18 protein-coding genes are annotated in these 17,822 nt (G+C 70.6%); 6 read left to right on the top strand and 12 right to left on the bottom strand.

Annotated elements, in window-relative coordinates; translation table 11 throughout:
• Window positions 1–7 precede the first annotated feature (7 nt).
• Window positions 8–1,126 (top strand): phosphoserine transaminase, encoded by a 1,119-nt coding sequence (serC, locus tag OHA88_RS21920; protein ID WP_328626757.1) that lies wholly within the window; start codon window positions 8–10, stop codon window positions 1,124–1,126.
• A 65-nt stretch (window positions 1,127–1,191) separates the two neighbouring features.
• Here the strand turns inward: serC and OHA88_RS21925 are convergent, their stop codons facing one another.
• The 4 genes from OHA88_RS21925 to OHA88_RS21940 all read right to left on the bottom strand — a co-directional run bounded on the left by OHA88_RS21925 (window position 1,192) and on the right by OHA88_RS21940 (window position 4,823).
• Window positions 1,192–1,602 (bottom strand): DUF4259 domain-containing protein, encoded by a 411-nt coding sequence (locus OHA88_RS21925; protein ID WP_328629757.1) that lies wholly within the window; start codon window positions 1,600–1,602, stop codon window positions 1,192–1,194.
• A gap of 56 nt (window positions 1,603–1,658) precedes the next feature.
• Window positions 1,659–2,849, bottom strand: coding sequence for an IS110 family transposase (locus OHA88_RS21930; RefSeq protein ID WP_328623815.1), 1,191 nt, complete (start codon window positions 2,847–2,849; stop codon window positions 1,659–1,661).
• 355 nt (window positions 2,850–3,204) lie between these two features.
• The gene (locus OHA88_RS21935) at window positions 3,205–3,732 is read right to left on the bottom strand and encodes a GNAT family N-acetyltransferase (RefSeq protein ID WP_328626758.1); all 528 of its coding nucleotides are present in this window, start codon (window positions 3,730–3,732) and stop codon (window positions 3,205–3,207) included.
• A gap of 80 nt (window positions 3,733–3,812) precedes the next feature.
• Window positions 3,813–4,823 (bottom strand): WD40 repeat domain-containing protein, encoded by a 1,011-nt coding sequence (locus OHA88_RS21940; RefSeq protein WP_328626759.1) that lies wholly within the window; start codon window positions 4,821–4,823, stop codon window positions 3,813–3,815.
• A gap of 59 nt (window positions 4,824–4,882) precedes the next feature.
• On the opposite strand from OHA88_RS21940, the gene OHA88_RS21945 reads away from it, so the two are divergent.
• Window positions 4,883–5,578, top strand: coding sequence for a GDSL-type esterase/lipase family protein (locus tag OHA88_RS21945; protein ID WP_328629758.1), 696 nt, complete (start codon window positions 4,883–4,885; stop codon window positions 5,576–5,578).
• 30 nt (window positions 5,579–5,608) lie between these two features.
• Here OHA88_RS21945 and OHA88_RS21950 read toward each other — a convergent pair whose 3' ends face one another.
• The 3 genes from OHA88_RS21950 to OHA88_RS21960 form a co-directional block, all read right to left on the bottom strand.
• The gene (locus OHA88_RS21950) at window positions 5,609–6,235 is read right to left on the bottom strand and encodes a helix-turn-helix domain-containing protein (protein ID WP_328626760.1); all 627 of its coding nucleotides are present in this window, start codon (window positions 6,233–6,235) and stop codon (window positions 5,609–5,611) included.
• Window positions 6,236–6,293: 58 nt separating this feature from the next.
• Window positions 6,294–6,953, bottom strand: a complete 660-nt coding sequence (locus OHA88_RS21955) for a TetR/AcrR family transcriptional regulator (protein WP_443044267.1) — start codon at window positions 6,951–6,953, stop codon at window positions 6,294–6,296.
• Window positions 6,954–7,161: 208 nt separating this feature from the next.
• Complete coding sequence (locus tag OHA88_RS21960; RefSeq protein ID WP_328626762.1) at window positions 7,162–7,362, bottom strand: hypothetical protein; 201 nt, start codon at window positions 7,360–7,362, stop codon at window positions 7,162–7,164.
• On the opposite strand from OHA88_RS21960, the gene OHA88_RS21965 reads away from it, so the two are divergent.
• Together OHA88_RS21965 and OHA88_RS21970 are read left to right on the top strand one after the other, a co-directional pair.
• Window positions 7,361–8,689, top strand: coding sequence for an ATP-binding protein (locus OHA88_RS21965; RefSeq protein WP_328626763.1), 1,329 nt, complete (start codon window positions 7,361–7,363; stop codon window positions 8,687–8,689). The two genes, OHA88_RS21960 and OHA88_RS21965, sit on opposite strands and share 2 nt — an antisense overlap.
• Complete coding sequence (locus OHA88_RS21970; protein ID WP_328626764.1) at window positions 8,686–9,750, top strand: tetratricopeptide repeat protein; 1,065 nt, start codon at window positions 8,686–8,688, stop codon at window positions 9,748–9,750. The genes OHA88_RS21965 and OHA88_RS21970 overlap by 4 nt, the downstream gene beginning before the upstream one ends.
• Window position 9,751: 1 nt before the next feature.
• On the opposite strand, the gene OHA88_RS21975 is transcribed toward OHA88_RS21970, so the two are convergent.
• The 5 genes from OHA88_RS21975 to OHA88_RS21995 all read right to left on the bottom strand — a co-directional run bounded on the left by OHA88_RS21975 (window position 9,752) and on the right by OHA88_RS21995 (window position 14,284).
• Window positions 9,752–10,615 (bottom strand): ABC transporter permease, encoded by an 864-nt coding sequence (locus tag OHA88_RS21975; RefSeq protein ID WP_328626765.1) that lies wholly within the window; start codon window positions 10,613–10,615, stop codon window positions 9,752–9,754.
• A complete protein-coding gene (locus OHA88_RS21980; protein WP_328626766.1) occupies window positions 10,575–11,477 on the bottom strand; it encodes an ABC transporter ATP-binding protein in 903 nt (300 codons plus the stop codon). Before OHA88_RS21980 ends, OHA88_RS21975 begins: the two co-directional genes overlap by 41 nt.
• Entirely contained in the window at window positions 11,474–11,929 is a 456-nt protein-coding gene (locus tag OHA88_RS21985) for a MarR family winged helix-turn-helix transcriptional regulator (RefSeq protein WP_328626767.1), read from the bottom strand. The genes OHA88_RS21980 and OHA88_RS21985 overlap by 4 nt, the downstream gene beginning before the upstream one ends.
• Before the next feature lie 209 nt (window positions 11,930–12,138).
• Window positions 12,139–13,500, bottom strand: coding sequence for an aminopeptidase C (locus OHA88_RS21990; protein WP_328626768.1), 1,362 nt, complete (start codon window positions 13,498–13,500; stop codon window positions 12,139–12,141).
• Between the two features lie 289 nt (window positions 13,501–13,789).
• Entirely contained in the window at window positions 13,790–14,284 is a 495-nt protein-coding gene (locus OHA88_RS21995; RefSeq protein ID WP_328626769.1) for a cupin domain-containing protein, read from the bottom strand.
• Window positions 14,285–14,346: 62 nt separating this feature from the next.
• On the opposite strand from OHA88_RS21995, the gene pip reads away from it, so the two are divergent.
• Complete coding sequence (gene pip / locus OHA88_RS22000) at window positions 14,347–15,318, top strand: prolyl aminopeptidase (protein WP_328626770.1); 972 nt, start codon at window positions 14,347–14,349, stop codon at window positions 15,316–15,318.
• A 185-nt stretch (window positions 15,319–15,503) separates the two neighbouring features.
• Entirely contained in the window at window positions 15,504–17,783 is a 2,280-nt protein-coding gene (locus OHA88_RS22005; RefSeq protein ID WP_328626771.1) for a peptidoglycan recognition protein family protein, read from the top strand.
• Window positions 17,784–17,822 lie beyond the last annotated feature (39 nt).

Genomic DNA, 17,822 nt, shown 5'->3' on the forward strand with positions numbered 1-17,822 from the left:
CCGGTTCGTGGCCGATATCCAGATTCCCGCTGACATCAAGCCCTCCGACGGACGCTTCGGCGCCGGTCCTTCCAAGGTGCGGACGGAGGCGCTCGACGCGCTGGCCGCCACCGGAACGTCTCTTCTCGGTACGTCCCACCGCCAGGCCCCGGTCAAGAACCTGGTCGGCTCGGTGCGTCAGGGTGTGCGCGACCTCTTCTCCCTCCCCGAGGGCTACGAGGTGATCCTGGGCAACGGCGGTTCCACCGCCTTCTGGGACATCGCGACGCACGGTCTGATCGAGACGAAGTCCCAGCACCTCAACTTCGGTGAGTTCTCGTCGAAGTTCACGAAGGCCGCCGAGCTCGCCCCGTGGCTGGCCGACCCGAGCGTCATCGCCTCCGACCCGGGCACCCACCCGGAGCCGCAGGCCGAGGCGGGCGTCGACGTCTACGCGTTCACGCACAACGAGACGTCGACCGGTGTCGCCATGCCGATCAAGCGCGTCTCGGGTGCCGACGAGGGCTCCCTCGTCGTGGTGGACGCCACCTCCGGCGCCGGTGGTCTGCCGGTCGACATCACCGAGACGGACGTCTACTACTTCGGGCCGCAGAAGTCCTTCGCCGCCGACGGTGGCCTGTGGATCGCCGTGTTCTCCCCGGCGGCCCTGGAGCGCGCCGCGCGCATCCATGCCTCCGGCCGCCACATCCCGGAGTTCTTCTCGCTGCCGACGGCGATCGACAACTCCCTGAAGAACCAGACGTACAACACCCCGGCGCTCGCCACGCTGTTCCTCCTGAACGAGCAGCTGACCTGGCTGAACACCCAGGGAGGCCTGGACTTCTCGGTCGGCCGCACCGCCACGTCCGCGCGGAACCTGTACGGCTGGGCCGAGGAGTCGAAGTACGCGACCCCGTTCGTCACCGACCCGGCGAAGCGCTCGCAGGTCATCGGCACCATCGACTTCGCGGACGAGATCGACGCATCGGCGGTCGCCAAGGTGCTGCGCGCCAACGGCATCGTCGACACGGAGCCGTACCGCAAGCTGGGCCGCAACCAGCTGCGTGTCGCGATGTTCCCGGCGATCGACCCGGCGGACGTGCTGGCCCTGACGGCCTGCATCGACTACGTGATCGAGAAGCTGTAACGAGCAGCTGTACGTCTCCGAGGGGCCCTTGGTACGGATCCGTACCAAGGGCCCCTCGCCGTTGCTCAGCCCGCCGCCTCCATCAGGACCGTCCGGAGCCTGCCGATCCCTTCCTCCCACGGCTCCCCGTGCCCGCCCTCGCTCCACAGCTCCAGCAGCTCGGACGGCTCGGTCACCACCCGGTCGAGGGCCTGGACCGCAAGGCCCCGCAGCTCCAGGGGAAGCGTCGGAAGGGGCTCGTCCGGCCCGTACGCAGTCGTCACGGGCTCCCCGCCCGGGCACTGCGCGGCCACCAGGGCGGCCGCTGCCACGGCCACAACGGCCTCGTCGGAGTCGAGGTGGTCCTGAGTCCCGACGACCACCGAAAGAGCCTCCCGGATCAGCTCGGCACGCTCGCCCTCCGGGGCGTCGTCCAGGTCCCCCGAGAAGTCCGCTGCGGTGTCGCTGTCGAAATGACCGATGTCCCAGGTGCCCATGGCAACCCCTCCCTCAGTGATGCGGTTCATCGTGCCAACGATTCCTAATCTTTTTGTCAAGCGGCGTTCGTGATGGGGGGTATGGGTTCGTAGCACCGTCCGTCGCGCAACAGGGCCCACAAGACGTTGACCCGGCGGCGGGCGAGGGCGAGGACGGCCTGGGTATGGCGTTTGCCTTCGGCGCGTTTGCGGTCGTAGAAGCGGCGGGACTCCTCGCAGCAGCGGATGCTGATCAACGCCGAGGTATAGAACACGCGCTGGAGGCGTCGGCTGTAACGTCTGGGCCGGTGCAGGTTGCCGCTGATCTTGCCCGAGTCACGCGGAGCGGGGGCGACGCCGGCGAACCCGGCGAGGCGGTCCGGGCTATCGAAGGCCGTCATGTCGCCGCCGGTGGCGGCGAGGAACTCGGCGCCGAGCAGGGGTCCGATGCCGGGCATGCTCGCGATCACCTCAGCGTGTTTGTGCTCGCGAAACCGGGCCTCGATGAGCTTGTCGGTCTCGGCGATCTGCTCATTGAGGCGCATTACCTCCCTGGCGAGCGTGTGCACGAGCTGGGCCGTCGGCTTCTCCCCGGTCACGCTGGTGTGTTGGTTCTCGGCAGCCGCCAGGGCCGTCTCTGCGAGCTGGGCAGCACCGCGGACCTTGCGGTTGCGCAACCAGGTCTGCAGTCGCCGGGCGCCGGTCCTGCGGATGGCGGCCGGGGTCTGGTAGCCGGTCAGCAGGATCAGCGGGCCGGTGTTGGTGAGGTCCAGTGCCCGGTCCAGAGAGGGAAAGATGCTGGTGAGGTGGTTGTGGAGCCGGTTGATCACGCGGGTGCGGTCGTCGGCGAGGTCGCGGCGATGGCCGGTGAGTACCTTGATCTCGGCGACGAGTTCGTCGCCGGGCCGCAAGGGCTGCAGGTCCCGGCGGATCCGGGCCTGGTCGGCGATGATCGCGGCGTCCTTGGCGTCGGTCTTGCCTTCGCCCCGGTAGCCCTCGGAGGCGCGGCTGACGGCTCGGCCAGGGATGTAGAGCGTGTGCTGGCTGTGGTTGAGGAGCAGATCGATCAGCAGGGCGGCGCCGCCGTCGGCAAGGTCGATGCCCCAGGTGACCTCATCGCCCAGGGCGAGGACATCGGCCAGGAGCTTCAGCAGTTCCGGCTCGTCGTTGGCCACGCGCCGCGACAGCAGCCGTTTGCCGGTGTCGTCGATCACCACGCAGTGGTGATGGGTCCTGCCGGCGTCGATGCCGGCCCAGATCGCTGTCACGCGCTCTCCACGGGTCGTTTGCCTACATGCACCACAGACGACCTCGCTGGCGAGTCCCTACTCAGCGATCGGATCGCAATTCCTAATCAGCAGCCGAGTCGTCGGGGGGTGTCGGGCGGCGAATCGTAGGAAGCCACACGGACGGCAGACCACTGAAAGCCACACCCGACACCCCTGGGTGAGCCAACCCTACGAATGGCTCGCTCATCCCGATCAACAAGGTAGGGACCACTGACAAGGGCATGTCCCGCTCGTTCACTCGACCGAGTGGACGATCACCAACGGGACATGTGGGGGCACACCGTCCTACGATGACGCTCTCGACACCACCCAACAGTCGATGTCGCGGATCTGCTCAAGGCCGGGCAGCACCGGAAGTGACGTCCGTGCGGTGCCACCGCCGCTCCCCGTCCTCCCACTCGTCGGTGGGGACGAGTCCTGCCGCCGCGGCCACCGCCGCGGACGCGGTGTGGTCGGGGTGGATGTGCGCGACGACCGTATGGACCGTGCCCCCGGCCAGCAGGTGCGCCACCAGCCCCGCCGCCGCCTCCTTCGCGTAACCCAGGCCCTGCCACCGGGTGCCGATCACCCAGGCGATCTCGGCCCGCCGACCCACCACCGTGGCCTGGACCCAGCCCGCCAGGCGGCCGTCGGCGCGGACCCGGAGTACCCAGTTCCACCAGTGTTCGGCAGGGTCGGGGGAGCCGGATTCCCAGCGGGTGTAACGAGCCCGGAGGGTGTCGAGGTCCTCCGGGGCGCCGCCCGTGTACGTGTGCAGGGCCGGGTCGGCGAGGACCGCCGCCATCTCCTCGGCGTGCGCGGCTCGCAGCGGAGTTGCGTCGAGCCGCTCGGTGGAGAAGGCCTCGGGCCCGTGGTTCGTCATAGCGCCCGACCCTACGTGCGGCGCTGCACGGGATGGCTCCGGCCCCGGGATCTGCGCCGACGGGGGTCGGGTGCGGTCGGTCAGCCGCGCTTGCGGCGCCGGTTCATGAAGACGAGCGCGCCCACGGCGGCGAGCAGCGCCGCTCCGACCAGCGTGCTGCCCTTCATCTCGCTGCCGCCCCCGCCCGCGCCGCCGGCGGACGACGCGCCGCCGCCGTCCTTCGACGGAGACTTGGAGTCGCTGCCGTTTCCGCGCGCTCCTGCGACGTCCACCCGTACCACCTCGCTCCGCGCGCCCTCCGAGCCGAACATCAGCGCCGAGCCGTCCGCCGTGTACGTCACGGACTCGGCCTGCCCCTGCAGCGGCGCGTCCACACGGTGGTCGGCACCGAGCCGTCCGTCCTCGAACGCGTAGCCACGGGCGCTGAAGTAGGACCGCAGCACCAGTTCCTTCCCGTCCGGCGAGAACGTCCCGTCCGTCACCCATGGCACCTCCCCGACCCGCCGGAACACATTGGTCCGGCCGGTGGTGAGCCGTGCGGGGCCTTCGTAGAGTCCGCCGCCGCCCTCGTTCTTCGAGGCGATGTAGACCCGGCCGGTCTTCGGGTGGACCATCAGCGCCTCGGCGTTGCGCGCCCCGTCCGCGTACTTCACGTCGAACTGGGTCGCCCGGACCGTCGCGTCCTTCAGCACCTTCGGTTCGGGGAACCGGTAGATCCAGACGTGGTCCCAGCTGCCGTTCAGGTTGTCGCCGATGTCGCCGACGTACAGATTGCCGTCGGGCCCGAGCGAGATCGCCTCCACGTCGCGCGGCGCGCCGACCCCGCGCATGGTGATCGTCGCGACGGTCTTCCCGGTCCGGGAGTCGACGGCGTAGATGTACGGTCCGTCCTCGCTGTCGTTGTGCGTCCAGTAGATGCCCGGGTGGGCGCGGCTCGCGGCGAGGCCGCTGGACTCGGTGATCCGGGGGTCCTCGATCGTGAAGCTGCGGTCGGCAGCTCCGTCGTCGGCCGTGGCCGGGACCGCGGTCACGGCCGCACCGGCGAGGACGAGCAGCGCGGCGGCGCCGGAGACAGTCAGATACGAACGCATGGGGTCAAGTGTCCATCGTCACGTCGCAGCCCGGCGCGTTGATCCGCCATGATGTCGCCATGCGTTTCATGTTCGTCGGCGATTCCATGACCATCGGGCGCGCCGGCGACTTCACCTGGCGCTACCGCATGTGGCAGCACCTCGAAGCGGCCTTCGACAGTCCGTACGAGATCGTCGGCCCGCGCACCGAGCTGTACGACACCGTGACGAACACCCCGGGCTCGTACGCGTACGGCGATCCGGAGTTCCCCGCCGAGGCCCGCCGCCATCTGGCGGGCTGGGGCGAGGGGTGGCTGCACATGGCCCCGGTGATCGCGGACACGGTCACCGCGACCCGCGCGGACGTGCTGCTCGTCTCGCTCGGCCTGATAGACCTCGGGTTCTACACGGACAGCGAGCAGACCGCCCTCAACGTAAGGGCGTTCATCGAGGCCGCCCGCACCGCCGCACCTCACGTCAAGGCCGTGCTCCTGCCTGTGATACCGAACGTCCGGGCCGAGTCCGATGCCCCGTTCGCCGCCGAGTGCGACCGCTTCAACGAACTGCTCGCGAAGGCCGTCGCCGATCTCGACACGCCGGCGTCCCCCATCCTGCTGGCGTCGCGCCCGGCCACCTACGACATCCACACGGACACCTACGACGGTACGCACCCCGGCCCCACGGGTGAACAGAAACTTGCCGGGGCGTTCGCCGACGCGATGCACCAGGCGTGGGGCCTGGGCGGTCCCTACATGTCGAGCCCGTCCGGCGGTTGAGGACAACAGCCCCGGGTCCCCCGGATCTCCTCACTGCCCCGCGGGTCGCGCCCGCACATGCATCCGCTCGCCCTGTCTCCCGAACAGGCTGAGGAACTCGACCGGTTCCGGCCCGGCGCTGGCCCACGCATGGGGCGTACGGGTGTCGAACTCCACGACCTCCCCGGCGGTGAGTACGAGATCGTGCTCACCCAGCACCAGCCGAAGCCTCCCGGCCAGCACGTACAGCCACTCGTAGCCCTCGTGCACCCGCTGCTCCAGCGGCCCGGTCGCGCCTCGGCCGCCGGGAAGGATCTGCTTGTACGCGTGCGGCCCGCCGAGGTGACGGGTCAGCGGCATGAATGTCATGCCGTCGCGGGTGAAGGGGCGCAGATGGATGCGGGGATCCCCGGTGGGCGGGGCGCCGACGAGTTCGTCCAGCTGCACGCCGTACGCCTTGGCCAGCGGCAGCAGCAGTTCCAGGGTCGGTCTGCGGTGGCCGGACTCCAGCCGGGAGAGGGTGCTGAGCGAGATGCCGGTCGTATCGCTCAGCTGGGCCAGGGTCGTGCCGCGGTCCCGGCGCAGCGCCCGCAGTCTCGGACCGACACCGGTCAGGACGGCGGCGAACCCGTCTCCGTCCGCCTCTTCTTCTCCCGCTGTCCTCGCACCCTCTGCCATACCTCCATTTGCCGTCCCGGCAAGTGGAGTTGTCAAGCCGCGTGGTCATGGCGAGCTGTCACGGCGAGCCCAGCATGATCAGGGAGAGCCGGGTCAGCTCATCGGTCAGCCAGTCGGGCGTGACCTGGCGCGGACGCCGGCCGTGGTGCGCGAGGAGCTCGTCGACCGAGTGGGTCATCACCATGACCGCGACCCGCTGGTCGCCGTCCCCCACCTCACCCCGCTCCGCGGCACGCTCGGCCTCGCACGTCAGGAACTCCGACCACATCCTCCGCCACATCGCGAGATGGTCGTCCACCGTGCGGCTGACGCCCAGCACTTCGACGAACGCCACCCGCGCGCCGCGCGGATCATCCGTGACGGCCCGCACATAGGCGTCGAAGAGGCGACGGAACCGCTCCTCGGTCGAGCACTCGTCCATGCCGTCGGAGAGCAGGACCGCCTCGGACGCGCGCAGTCCGCGGGTCGCCACCTCGTCGTACAGCGCGATCAACAGCGCCTCCCGCGAGGTGAACTGCTGGGAGAAGGCCCGGACCGGCACCTTCGCCTCGGCACACAGCTGCTCGACGGTCGTGTTTGCGTAGCCGTAGGCGGCGAACAGGGCCCGTCCGGCCCGCAACAGCCGTCCACGCCACTGCGCACGGTCCTCGGCGATCGCATGGACCGTCCCGACCGCCTCGCCCGTCCCTGTTCCGCGGCTCACCAGGGCATCCACCACAGGTCCTCTTTCGTCGGCCCCGACATCCCGACTCGGGGCGGCAACCCAGGAAACGCCGCCATTCTCCCCGTTTCGCCCCACAAGCGGAGGATCCGCCACGCCTTCGGTGCCCGCCGATCGCAGGCGATCCGGGCCCTCCCCAACTCCGTTCGTCCGCACCACCACTGCCGCTACGGACCGGTCTTTTCGGTAACAGGAAGCAGAGTTGTCACCCGATGACGGGCTCAGACATGGTCGGCAAGGTGCGGCGCGGGCTCAGCCGCCCGAGCCGGACCTCGCCGTCCCCGCCCTCGCCCTTTCCCCCACCGCCTGGGCGGACTTCCCCTCGTACGCCGCGCGGCAGCAGGGGCCGGGCGGCGCCGGAGGCCGCGTCGCCGGCTGCCGGACCCGCTCCGTAGGGTGTCGGCATGTCCACCGAGTCGCCCCTGATCCAGAGCATGCGTACCGCTGTCGCCGCGGCGCCCACCGACGTACCGCTGCGCCTGCACCTCGCCGAGCTGTTGCTCGGTGAGGGTCTGAGCGAGGCCGCGGTCGCCGAGACCGCCGTGGCGTTGCAGCACGCGCCCGGGGACGCGGGGGCGCGGGCGCTCATGATGCGGGCGATGGGCCTGCCCGCACCGGCTGCCGAAGAGCCCGAGTCCGTGCCGACTCCGGCACCGCAGGAGCCCCGGGCTCAGCAGCCGGCACCGGAGGTGCCCGACGCCCCCGCGCCGCCCACCGGCTTCGACTGGGCGGCCGCCGAGAACGAGGTCGCGGACGCCGTACCGCCGCGGTTCGTGACCTCCGGCCCCACCTCCACCGCTCCCGAGGCACCCCTCGCCGCGGACGGCGGCGGCGACCCGGGGGACGCCACGGCCTGGGAGGTCGACACTCCCGGTACCGTCACGCTCGCCGACGTCGGCGGCATGGAGGAGATCAAGGAACGCCTCGAAGCCGCGTTCCTCGCTCCCATGCGCAATCCCGAACTGGGCAGGTTGTACGGGAAGAGCCTGCGCGGCGGGCTGTTGATGTACGGGCCGCCCGGCTGCGGGAAGACGTTCATCGCGCGGGCCGTCGCCGGTGAGCTCGGGGCGAGCTTCATGTCCGTGTCGATCAACGACGTGCTCGACATGTGGATGGGCAACTCCGAGCGCAATATGCACGAGGTCTTCGAGACAGCCCGCCGCCAGGCGCCGTGCGTGCTGTTCCTGGACGAGGTCGATGCGCTGGGAGCCAAGCGCAGTCGTATGCAGCACGGTGGGATGCGCAACACCGTCAACCAGTTGCTCACCGAACTGGACGGCGTCGGCGGGGCCAACGAGGGCGTGTTCGTGCTCGCCGCGACCAACGTCCCCTGGGATGTGGACATCGCGCTGCGGCGCCCCGGCCGGCTCGACCGCACCCTGCTCGTCCTGCCGCCGGACGCGCCGGCACGCGAGGCGATCCTCCGCTACCACCTGCGCGACCGGCCGATCGAATCCGTCGACCTGGGCAAGCTGGTCAAGGTCACCGAGGATCTGTCGGGCGCCGATCTGGCCCACCTCTGCGAATCCGCGTCGGAGCGGGCGCTGCTCGACTCGACCCGTACCGGGGTGGTCCGGATGATCAACATGAAGGATCTGCTGGGTGCGGCGAAGGAGGTCCGGCCGTCCACCGATCCGTGGTTCGCCTCGGCGCGCAATGTCGCGATGTTCGCCAACGAGGGCGGCATGTACGACGAGTTGCTCGCCTACCTGAAGAGGAAGCGCAAGCTGTGACCACTGCCGAGCACCCCCTGACCGAGCAGGCGGCCGCCCTCATCGGCCTGGACCGGCTGGACGAGGCGAAGGCCCTGCTGACCGAGCGACTCGCCGAGGACCCCGAGGACTTCCGGGCCTGGGTGCGGCTGGCGCGCTGCCATCTGCGCGAGCGGGAGTTCGAGGACGTCGTCACCACCACCGGCGAGGCGCTGCGGATCGCCCCGCAGGACTGCGACGCATGGATCGTGCGGATGTACGGGCTGCGCAGGACCGGTCGTCGGGACGAGGCGCTCGCGGCGGCCCAGGAGGCGGTGCGGATCAACCCGCACTCGTGGCAGGCGGTCGACGCGCTCGCGGAGGCGGTCAGTGCCTGGCAGCCGCGCTGGCCCGAGGTCCTCGAGCTGGCGCAGACGGCGGTCCGGATGGCCCCCGAGGAGCCCGCGGCGTACCAGGGGCTGTGGAAGGCGGCGCTGCTCAACGGGGCCTTCGACGTGCGGGACCACGCGATCCGCGAGACGCTGCGGCTCGACCCGACGAGTGCCTGGGCGCTTCGTGAGCTCGCCGAGAAGCAGGCCGCCGCGCCCGGCACGGGGCCCGGGCGGCGGGCGGAGGTGTACGCGTCCGCGCTGGCCGCCGACCCCGGTTCCGACAGCATGCGCATGGGGCTGGACCGGGCCGTGTTCCAGATGCTGCGTGGCACCCGGTGGCTCGCCGTGCTGAGTCTGGTGCTGGCGGGTGCGGCGATCAACCTGTTCCCGTCCGACGGGGACGGACCCGAGCTGCCGCTGCCGATCGGCACGCGGCTCTACGTGCTGGCGCTGATCGCGGTGGTCTGGGCGTTCGGCGCGTGGCGGCGCTACCGGAAGCTGCGGGCGGGGGTGCAGCTGAGTGTCCGGTCGCTGTTGCGCCGGATGTTCTGGGCACGGCTGGTGCTGGTGCAGGCGGCGGTGGGGACGCTGTGCGCGGTGGCCGTCGTGGCGGTGCCGTGGACGGACCGGGGTGTTCCGCAGGTGGTGTTCTGGGTGGGGCTGGGGCCGACACTGCTGACGATCTGGTTCGACCGTCCGCGCACGCGGTAGCTCAGCGGGCCAGCCGGCCGAGGAGCGAACCTGCGGCGACGATGCCGACGAGCGCGGCGAAGGCGAGGATCGCGAAGTCGAGCCCCAGGTGGGCCGGTGTACCGATGAGCAGCCCGCGCAGGGCGTCGACCTGGTAGCTCAGCGGGTTCACCCTGCTGATGGCCTGGAGCCAGCCCGGCATCAGCGCGACCGGGTACAGCGCGTTGGACGCGAAGAACAGCGGCATGGTGATGGCCTGGCCGATGCCCATCAGCCGGTCGCGGGTCAGGACGATGCCGGCGATCGACATCGACAGGCAGGAGAAGAACGCCGAGGCGAGGACGACGACCACGACCACGCCGAGCAGGCGCAACGGGTTCCAGGTCATGCCGACACCGATCAGCGCGGCGATCACGATGACGACCGCCGCCTGGATCACGGCTTTCACTCCGGCGGCGAAGGCCTTGCCGGTCACCAGGGCGGTCCGCGGCGTCGGTGTGACCATGAGTTTGGTGAGGACACCCGAGTCCCGCTCCCAGATGATCATGATGCCGTAGAAGATCGCGATGAACATGGCGGACTGGGCGATGATGCCGGGCGCCAGGAAGTCGAGGTAGGGGACGCCGCCGGTCGGGATGGCGTGGATTCGGGAGAACGTCACGCCGAAGACCAGCAGCCAGAGCGCCGGCTGCACGGCGCGGGTGTAGATCTCGGTGCGGTCGTGGCGCAGCTTCTGCATTTCCACGACGCACATCGCGGTGACGCGCGCGGGGACGACGCGCCAGCCGGTGCGGGGCGGCGGCGGGTCCAGCAGCAGAGCGAACCGCTCGTCGGGCGAGCCGGGTTCAGCCGAGGCGTGATGCGGTGCGACGGGTACGGCGGACATCGCGGAACGCTCCCTTCCGTTCATCGGAACCTGAGCCGGGGCCGGAGCCTGAACCGGGACCGGAGCCGGGGCCTGAGCCGGGGCCGGGGTCGTCCAGGCCGCTTCCGGAGTGGTACCGGAAGACGTCCTCCAGGGTGGGCGGCGGCAGGACGGTCTCGCCGGACTCCCGGCGGTGCGCGATCAGTCCGGCCTTGAGCTCGGCGGGCGTGCCGAGCGCGCGGAGTCTGCCGAGGTGCATGAGGGCCAGCCGGTCGCAGCGCTGATCGGCCTCGTCCATGGAGTGGGTGGTGACCAGCACGGTCATCCCGGTGCCGGTCCGGATCTCGGTGATGCGGTCCCAGACACTGTCGCGCGCGATCGGGTCCAGGCCGATGGTCGGCTCGTCCAGGATCATCAGGCGGGGTGCGCTGACCAGGGCCTGGGCCAGTTCGAGGCGGCGCACCATGCCGCCGGAGTATGTGGCGGCGAGCCGGTGCGCCTGGGGGCCGAGGCCGACCGCGTCCAGCGCCTGTCCGACGCGGGCCGCGCGCTGGCGGCGGGGCACGTCGAAGACGCGGGCGAAGAGGGCGACGTTCTCCCGGCCGGTGAGACTGGCGTCGGCCGACAGCTGCTGCGGTACGTAACCGAGCAGGCGCCGTACGGCCATCTTCTGCCGGGCCGCGTCATGGCCGAACACCTCGATGACACCGGGCGGCACGGGCAGCAGGGTGGTGATCGCGCGCAAGGTGGTCGTCTTGCCCGCGCCGTTGGGCCCGAGCAGGCCGAAGACCTCGCCGGGGTGGACCAGCAGGTCCAGACCGTCGACGGCTTTCGACGTACCGAAGGAGTAGGTCAGACCGGTGCAGCTGAGAGCGGGGGTCACGGGGGCTCCTCCCCTTCGCGCAATGAGTCGGCGAGTCTGCGCAGTGACGGGAGCGCGGCGGTCAGCGCGGCCCGGTCGGCCGCGTCGAGCTTCGCGACGTGTTCACGGAAGAGCGCGTCGCGCCGGGCACGCCACTCGCGCAGCCGCGCGACGCCTGCGGGGGTCGGGTACAGCAGTGCGGCACGCCCGTCGCCGGGGTCGGTCTCCCGTCGCAACAGCCCTTGCGCGACCAGGTGGTTGACCAGGGTGCTGACGGAGTTGGCCGCGAGGCAGAGGTCGTGCGCGGCGGCGGAGACCCGGATGCCAGGTCCGGCGGCGACAAGACGGAGCAGTTCGGCGTGCGCCCCACGCAGCCGGGGTGGGGGCAGCCCGCTCCACAGCCGTCGCCGGGCGAGCCTCTGGATGCGGGGCAGAAGTCCGGCGAGCTCATCCGGTAGATCACCCGCCGCCATGCATCCATTTTAGCTCTGTATGCGAGGTGTCAGCCGTGTGTGATTGCCGCGGTGTGTGATTGCCCCGGTCCGACCGGCGGAACCGGGTGCGCTGCGAACTCTCCGTTGCGTACGGCAGGGCCGGCCGGCGGCCACGGGCATGAACATGCCCCCACTACCGACGGGCGGGCCGCCACCCCACCCCGTCGGTGGCTTCGAGCGGGCGGGCCTCAATCGGCGAGTGCACCCATGGGGTCCCAGGCCGGCAGGACGATCGGCGGCTCGTCGAGGGCGGCGGCCAGTTCCGGCGGCAGTGCGGAGCGCCGCACCGCGACCTCGAAGACGTGCTCGCCGAACCATGAGTCGTTCATGGTCCAGAAGCCCTTGTCGGCCTTCTCATCGCCCCAGCTGTTCTCGACCCGCCAGCGGCGCGGAGCGCCGTCGACCACATCCACGCCGGTCAACAGCATCGCGTGCGTCATCTGGGTCTCGTGGTGGATGAGCCGTGCCGCCTTGTCCAGCTCGAACGACGTGTCGTAGACGGCCTCGTAGTCGAACAGATCGGCGTCCCAGATCCCGAGGTCCGCACGCATCATCCGGGCCACGTCGCAGCCGAACCAGACCGGCTCGCCGCCGACGACGGCGTCCGTACTGAGACGCTTCAGCAGGTCCATCTCCACGTTCAGGTAGACCACCGGCGGAGCTTCGACGACGTTGCCCAAGTACTCGACGGTGAAGGTGCGGCCGGCCGGACTCGACTCCCTCGGGTCGTGGACGATACAGACGTAGTCGTCGAGGGGTATCTGCACGTACGACTTCGCGAACTCGGCCGGCGTCATCCAGCCGGCGCGGTGGAACTCCTGATCCTTGTCCCGCCACTGCCACAGAAACCGCTGCGGCGGTGTACCGAGGTGGATGCTGAGTACGCGGTGGACGGCGGCCAGCACCGCTCGCTTGTGCACGCGCTGCGCCTCGGCCCCCTCGGCGGCCGCCCGGCGCAGATCCCGGGCACCCTGGCGGAGCAGGCTCCTCAGGGCCCGGTTCATCGGTCCCGTCGCCGACGAGCTGTCCGTCTCCGGCATCGCCGACTTCGGTACCAGGCCGTGCTTGGCGACCAGCGCCACGAACATGTTCCACTGGCCGCCGTCGCTGATGGGGTCCCCGAGCAGGTGCGCCACCGTCCGGTCGTCGACGTCTCGGTCAGCGGTCTCGATGATGGCCTCGAGGAAGTGGTTCGCCCGCTCGAACTTGTCCCACCAGAGCAGGTAGTTCTGGGAGAACTCGAAGTCCTTCACACCGAGCTTCCGTGCGGCGCCGACGCGCAGCAGGTTGAGCCCGGCGAACATCCAACAGCGCCCGCTGTTCTTCTGGTTGGTGACTTTCCAGTCGTCCAGGTGGTGGGAGACCGAGTGGTCGACGGCGGTCACGATCCGCCGGTCCAGGGCGATGTCGTCCACGGGCGTCTGGGTCACGGCGTTCTGCATCAGCCGGTTCGCCGGCCGAGAGGCGAACTCCTTCTCGAAGACCTCGAACTGCGCGGGGGTGAGACTGCGGTCGGTGGCCTGATGGGAGTGAGGGTGTCCGAGCGTCACAGTATCCGCTTCCAGTTCTCGAGTCGGCCCGTGATCGCGCGGGCCCGGGGCAGGCGTGAGGGGAAGGCGGTCTCACCGTCGCACGGCCGTTCAGCCGCAGTCAACGGAGTTGCCCACACGATCGACGAGGTGACCTGCCGTGGCGTGCCGGGCGCGCATCCGCCCCCGCTCTTCGGGAACGGTGCGCCGGTCAGCACGTGTTGGCCGTGCAGTTACGCCACAACCCACGGCGGGGTGAACGGAGCGGCCCCCGAGCAAACCCGTCGGCCACGTGCAGGCCGCGGCACGCTCACCGCTCCGGGAACCGCTCCCCGCACCTGCTGCAGAACACCGGCGCCGGATCGACCGAGAGGCGGCCGCAGTCGGGACAGACCCGGTCCAGCATGCAGGGCCCCTCGCCGCCTTCGTGCGCCGCCGGGACCTCGACCGAGGGCTTGATGGTCAGGCCCGGACGGCGGCGGTGGACGGTGAGGTACGCCAGGCCGTCCGGGCCGGCCGCGAGGGCGCGGCGGGAGGTGCGGGGCAACCAGAGGACCGTGGTGGGGGCGAGCTCCAGGACCTCTGCGCCCGTGGTCGCCCGGCCGCTTCCCGCGATGACGACGAGGAGCACGTCGAGGACGTCCTCCTGATGCTCCCCGACCTCGCCGCCCGGCGGCAGACGCACCAGGTTGGCGTCCAGCTCCCTCCCCTGTTCAGCCAGTTGCCAGAGCGCACCGCGCCGGTCGGGGGCTGCGGTGGCGAGCAGATCGTCGAGTACGGCCAGGACCCGTGGGGTGGAAATCACGGCAGCCACGCTACGCCCCGCCATAAGGTGAGCCCTTTGGCCCGGACCGGAAGGACGCCGCCATGGACCGCAAGCCCGACGAGAAGTACCCGGTGATCGAACCGTACGACCAGGGCATGCTCGACGTCGGTGACGGCAACCTCGTGTACTGGGAGGTCTGCGGCAACCCGGACGGCAAGCCCGCGCTGGTCGTCCACGGCGGTCCGGGGTCGGGGTGCGGCGCGCACGCCCGGCAGTACTTCGACCCGGACCGGTACCGGATCGTCCTCTTCGACCAGCGGGGCTGCGGCCGGTCGACCCCGCACGCGAGCGACCCGGCCGCCGACATGCGGCACAACACCACCGCCCACCTGATCGCCGACATGGAGCGGCTGCGTGCCCGTCTCGGGATCGAGAAGTGGCTGCTGTACGGGGGGTCCTGGGGGTCGACGCTGATCCTGGCGTACGCACAGGAGCATCCCCAGCGGGTCTCCGAGATCGTGATCCCGGCCGTCACGACGACCCGGCGCAGTGAGATCGACTGGCTGTACCGGGGGGCCGGGCGGATCTTTCCGGAGGCGTGGGACCTGTTCCGGGCGGGCGTCCCGGAGGCGGCCGGGGACGGCGACCTGGTGGCCGCGTACGCCCGGCGGATGGAGAGCCCCGACACCGCGGTACGGGCGAAGGCCACGGCCGACTGGTGCGCCTGGGAGGACGCGGTTCTCTCCCAGGAGACGTACTCGGGACCACCCCCCTACAGCGGCCGGCCGGGCAGGGCCCAGCAGGCGCTGGTACGGATCTGCTCGCACTACTTCTCCCACGGCGCCTGGCTGGAGGAGGGGCAGCTGATCCGGAACGCCGGGCGGCTGGCGGGGATCCCGGGGGTGCTGGTGCACGGCCGGTTCGACCTCGCCGGCCCGCTGATCACCGCGTGGGAGCTGGCGAGGGCCTGGCCGGACGCGGAGCTGACCGTGATCGACGGGGCGGGGCATCTGGGCGGTCCGGCGACCACCCGGGCGGTCCTGGAGGCACTGGACCGGTTCGCCGCGCAGTAGAGGACAGGGACCGGCGGAAGGCGGGGGCGGTCCCGTCGGCCGAAAACAGCAATGGCATGCTATGCAGCTCGTCGCAGCGCGGCGGATCTTGCTTCCCTCGTCGGAATTCACGTGGCGTTTCCCCAACCTGCCCCCGAGCCGACGGAACCTGACTGTCCAACCACTCTCTTCCCAAGGGATACGACTTGAGATCGCGGCGACGACTCTGGGCCACGGCTGCTGTTGCGACGACGGCGGTGGCCGGTGTCCTGGTGTTCCAGGGCATGACCGGAAATTCCGGCGACAGTGCCGACAGCAAGGCAGGTCCGGTCAGGGCCGAGGTGCGCGAGGCGGCGCTGAAGGTGTCCGCGGACGGCAGTTCCGCGACTCTCGGCAGGCGGGACACCGCTCCGTTCAGCATGCTCGGCGTCACCTGGACCGACCCGGCGGCGAAGGTGACGGGAGCGGTCGAGGTACGGACCAGGGCGGCCTCGAACGGCACCTGGTCGTCCTGGACGCCGCTGGAGACCGACAACGACGGCCGTACGGAGGCGGGCCGCTCCGGTGTCCGCGGGTCCACCGAACCGCGGTGGGTCGGCCCGTCCAACGGCGTCGAGGTACGCGTCACCTCGGGCGCCAAGGTCTCCGCGAAGCTGCCCGCCGGGCTGCGGCTGGACACCGTCGACCCCGGCAAGGGCTCGTCGCTGCACGCGGCCCCGGCCGCCTTCGTCGCCGAGACCGAAATCCCGGCCGACCCGTCGCCGTCCGACTCCCCCTCGGCCGATCCGACGGCCACCTCGGAACCGACCCCCACGGCCACGGAGTCCGACACCGCCCCGGCATCCGAGACGCCGGCCGTGACACCTTCCGAGACGGCAACGGACAGCCCCTCGCCCACGGCGAGCGACAGCTCCTCGCCGACCGCGAGCACCTCGCCGTCCGCGTCGCTGCCGCCCGCACCGCCGTCGACCGTGCCCAAGCCGCCCATCACCTCGCGTGCGGGCTGGGGTGCCGACGAGTCGATCAGCCCGGAGGCGCCGGAGTACAACGACACGGTCAAGGCCGTCTTCGTCCACCACACCGCGGGGACCAACGACTACTCCTGCGCCGACTCCGCGGCGATCGTGCGCAGCGTGTACGCGTACCACGTCCAGAGCGAGGGCTGGAAGGACATCGGCTACAACTTCCTGGTCGACAAGTGCGGGACGATCTTCGAGGGCCGCAAGGGCGGCGTGGACCGGCCGGTCCTCGGCGCACACACCTACGGCTTCAACCGGGAGTCGACCGGTATCTCCGTCCTCGGCACCTACACGGATGTGGCCGCCCCCAGCGCGGTGACCACCTCGGTGGCCCGGATCGCCGCGTGGAAGCTCGGCCAGTACAAGGGTGACCCGGCGGGCAGCACCATGCTCACCGCGGGCGCCACCGGCTCCAACGGCTTCGGGAAGACCTTCACCGCCGGTACGCAGTACTCCTTCAATCAGATCTCCGGCCACCGCGACGGCTTCAACACCGAGTGCCCCGGCACCAAGCTGTACGGGCAGCTGCCTGCGATCCGCAGCCTCGCCGCAGGCCCCGTCACCGGACTGGCCATCAAGTCGGTGACCGGTGCCACGCTGTCCGGGACGTCGTACTACACCAAGTCCGCCATCACCGTGGGCTGGTCGGCCACCACGCCGAGCACCCTGATCTCCAAGTACGAACTCCTGGTCGACGGCAAGAGCGTCGCCACGGCCGCGGCCACCGCCACCTCGGCGAAGGCCACGCTCGGTGCCGGCACCCACAAGATCCAGGTCCGCGCCACGCACCAGTCGGGGAAGACGGCCACGTCCGCGGCCGCGACCATGATCGCCGATCAGACGGCTCCCACGTTCACCACCAAGCCGAACCTCGCCCTGCGCACCGGCACGGTGAACACCACCGCCGTCCCGCTCACCCTGAAGTGGAAGGCGACCGACACCGCTTCCCTGAAGGAGGTCCGGCTGACCGCCCCGGTCGCCAAGACCTACGGGCCGACCACCACGAGCGCCTCGCACACCGCCAAGTCCGGCGCGGCGACCGCCTGGTCCATGACCGCGTACGACCTGGCGGGCAACACCGCCGCCGCCTCCGTCTCCGGCACCCCGGTCATCCTCCAGGAGACCTCGGCCACGAAGACGGGCACCTGGACGACGAAGTCGTCGTCCAGCTATCTCGGCGGCAAGTCGTACTCCAGCTCGTCCAAGAGCGCGAGCCTGACCTGGACGTTCACCGGCCGGTCGGCCGCCTGGGTGGTCTCGCGCGCCAGTACGTCCGGCCAGGCGTACGTCTATGTCGACGGCACGAAGGTGGCCACGGTCGACCTGAAGTCGTCCACCACCAAGTACCGCGACGCGCTGTGGACGAAGAGCTGGTCCACGAGCGCCAAGCACACGGTCAAGATCGTCGTCGTCGCCACCTCGGGGCGTCCGGCGATCACCACCGACGGCCTGGTCTACCTCAAGTAGCCGTCGCGCACCATGACCTGAGCCCGGCTCCGCGCGCTT

Source organism: Streptomyces sp. NBC_00353 (genome assembly GCF_036108815.1).
In the GTDB taxonomy this organism is placed as follows: Bacteria; Actinomycetota; Actinomycetes; order Streptomycetales; family Streptomycetaceae; genus Streptomyces.

What these genes read in the sequence shown, in the direction of transcription:
- OHA88_RS21925 (WP_328629757.1), bottom strand. Translation starts at nt 1,602, where the DNA reads ATGGGCACCTGGGACATCGGTCATTTCGACAGCGACACCGCAGCGGAC.
- OHA88_RS21935 (WP_328626758.1), bottom strand. Translation starts at nt 3,732, where the DNA reads ATGACGAACCACGGGCCCGAGGCCTTCTCCACCGAGCGGCTCGACGCA.
- OHA88_RS21940 (WP_328626759.1), bottom strand. Translation starts at nt 4,823, where the DNA reads ATGCGTTCGTATCTGACTGTCTCCGGCGCCGCCGCGCTGCTCGTCCTC.
- OHA88_RS21945 (WP_328629758.1), top strand. Translation starts at nt 4,883, where the DNA reads ATGCGTTTCATGTTCGTCGGCGATTCCATGACCATCGGGCGCGCCGGC.
- OHA88_RS21950 (WP_328626760.1), bottom strand. Translation starts at nt 6,235, where the DNA reads ATGGCAGAGGGTGCGAGGACAGCGGGAGAAGAAGAGGCGGACGGAGAC.
- OHA88_RS21965 (WP_328626763.1), top strand. Translation starts at nt 7,361, where the DNA reads ATGTCCACCGAGTCGCCCCTGATCCAGAGCATGCGTACCGCTGTCGCC.
- OHA88_RS21960 (WP_328626762.1), bottom strand. Translation starts at nt 7,362, where the DNA reads ATGCCGACACCCTACGGAGCGGGTCCGGCAGCCGGCGACGCGGCCTCC.
- OHA88_RS21975 (WP_328626765.1), bottom strand. Translation starts at nt 10,615, where the DNA reads ATGTCCGCCGTACCCGTCGCACCGCATCACGCCTCGGCTGAACCCGGC.
- OHA88_RS21985 (WP_328626767.1), bottom strand. Translation starts at nt 11,929, where the DNA reads ATGGCGGCGGGTGATCTACCGGATGAGCTCGCCGGACTTCTGCCCCGC.
- pip (WP_328626770.1), top strand. Translation starts at nt 14,347, where the DNA reads ATGGACCGCAAGCCCGACGAGAAGTACCCGGTGATCGAACCGTACGAC.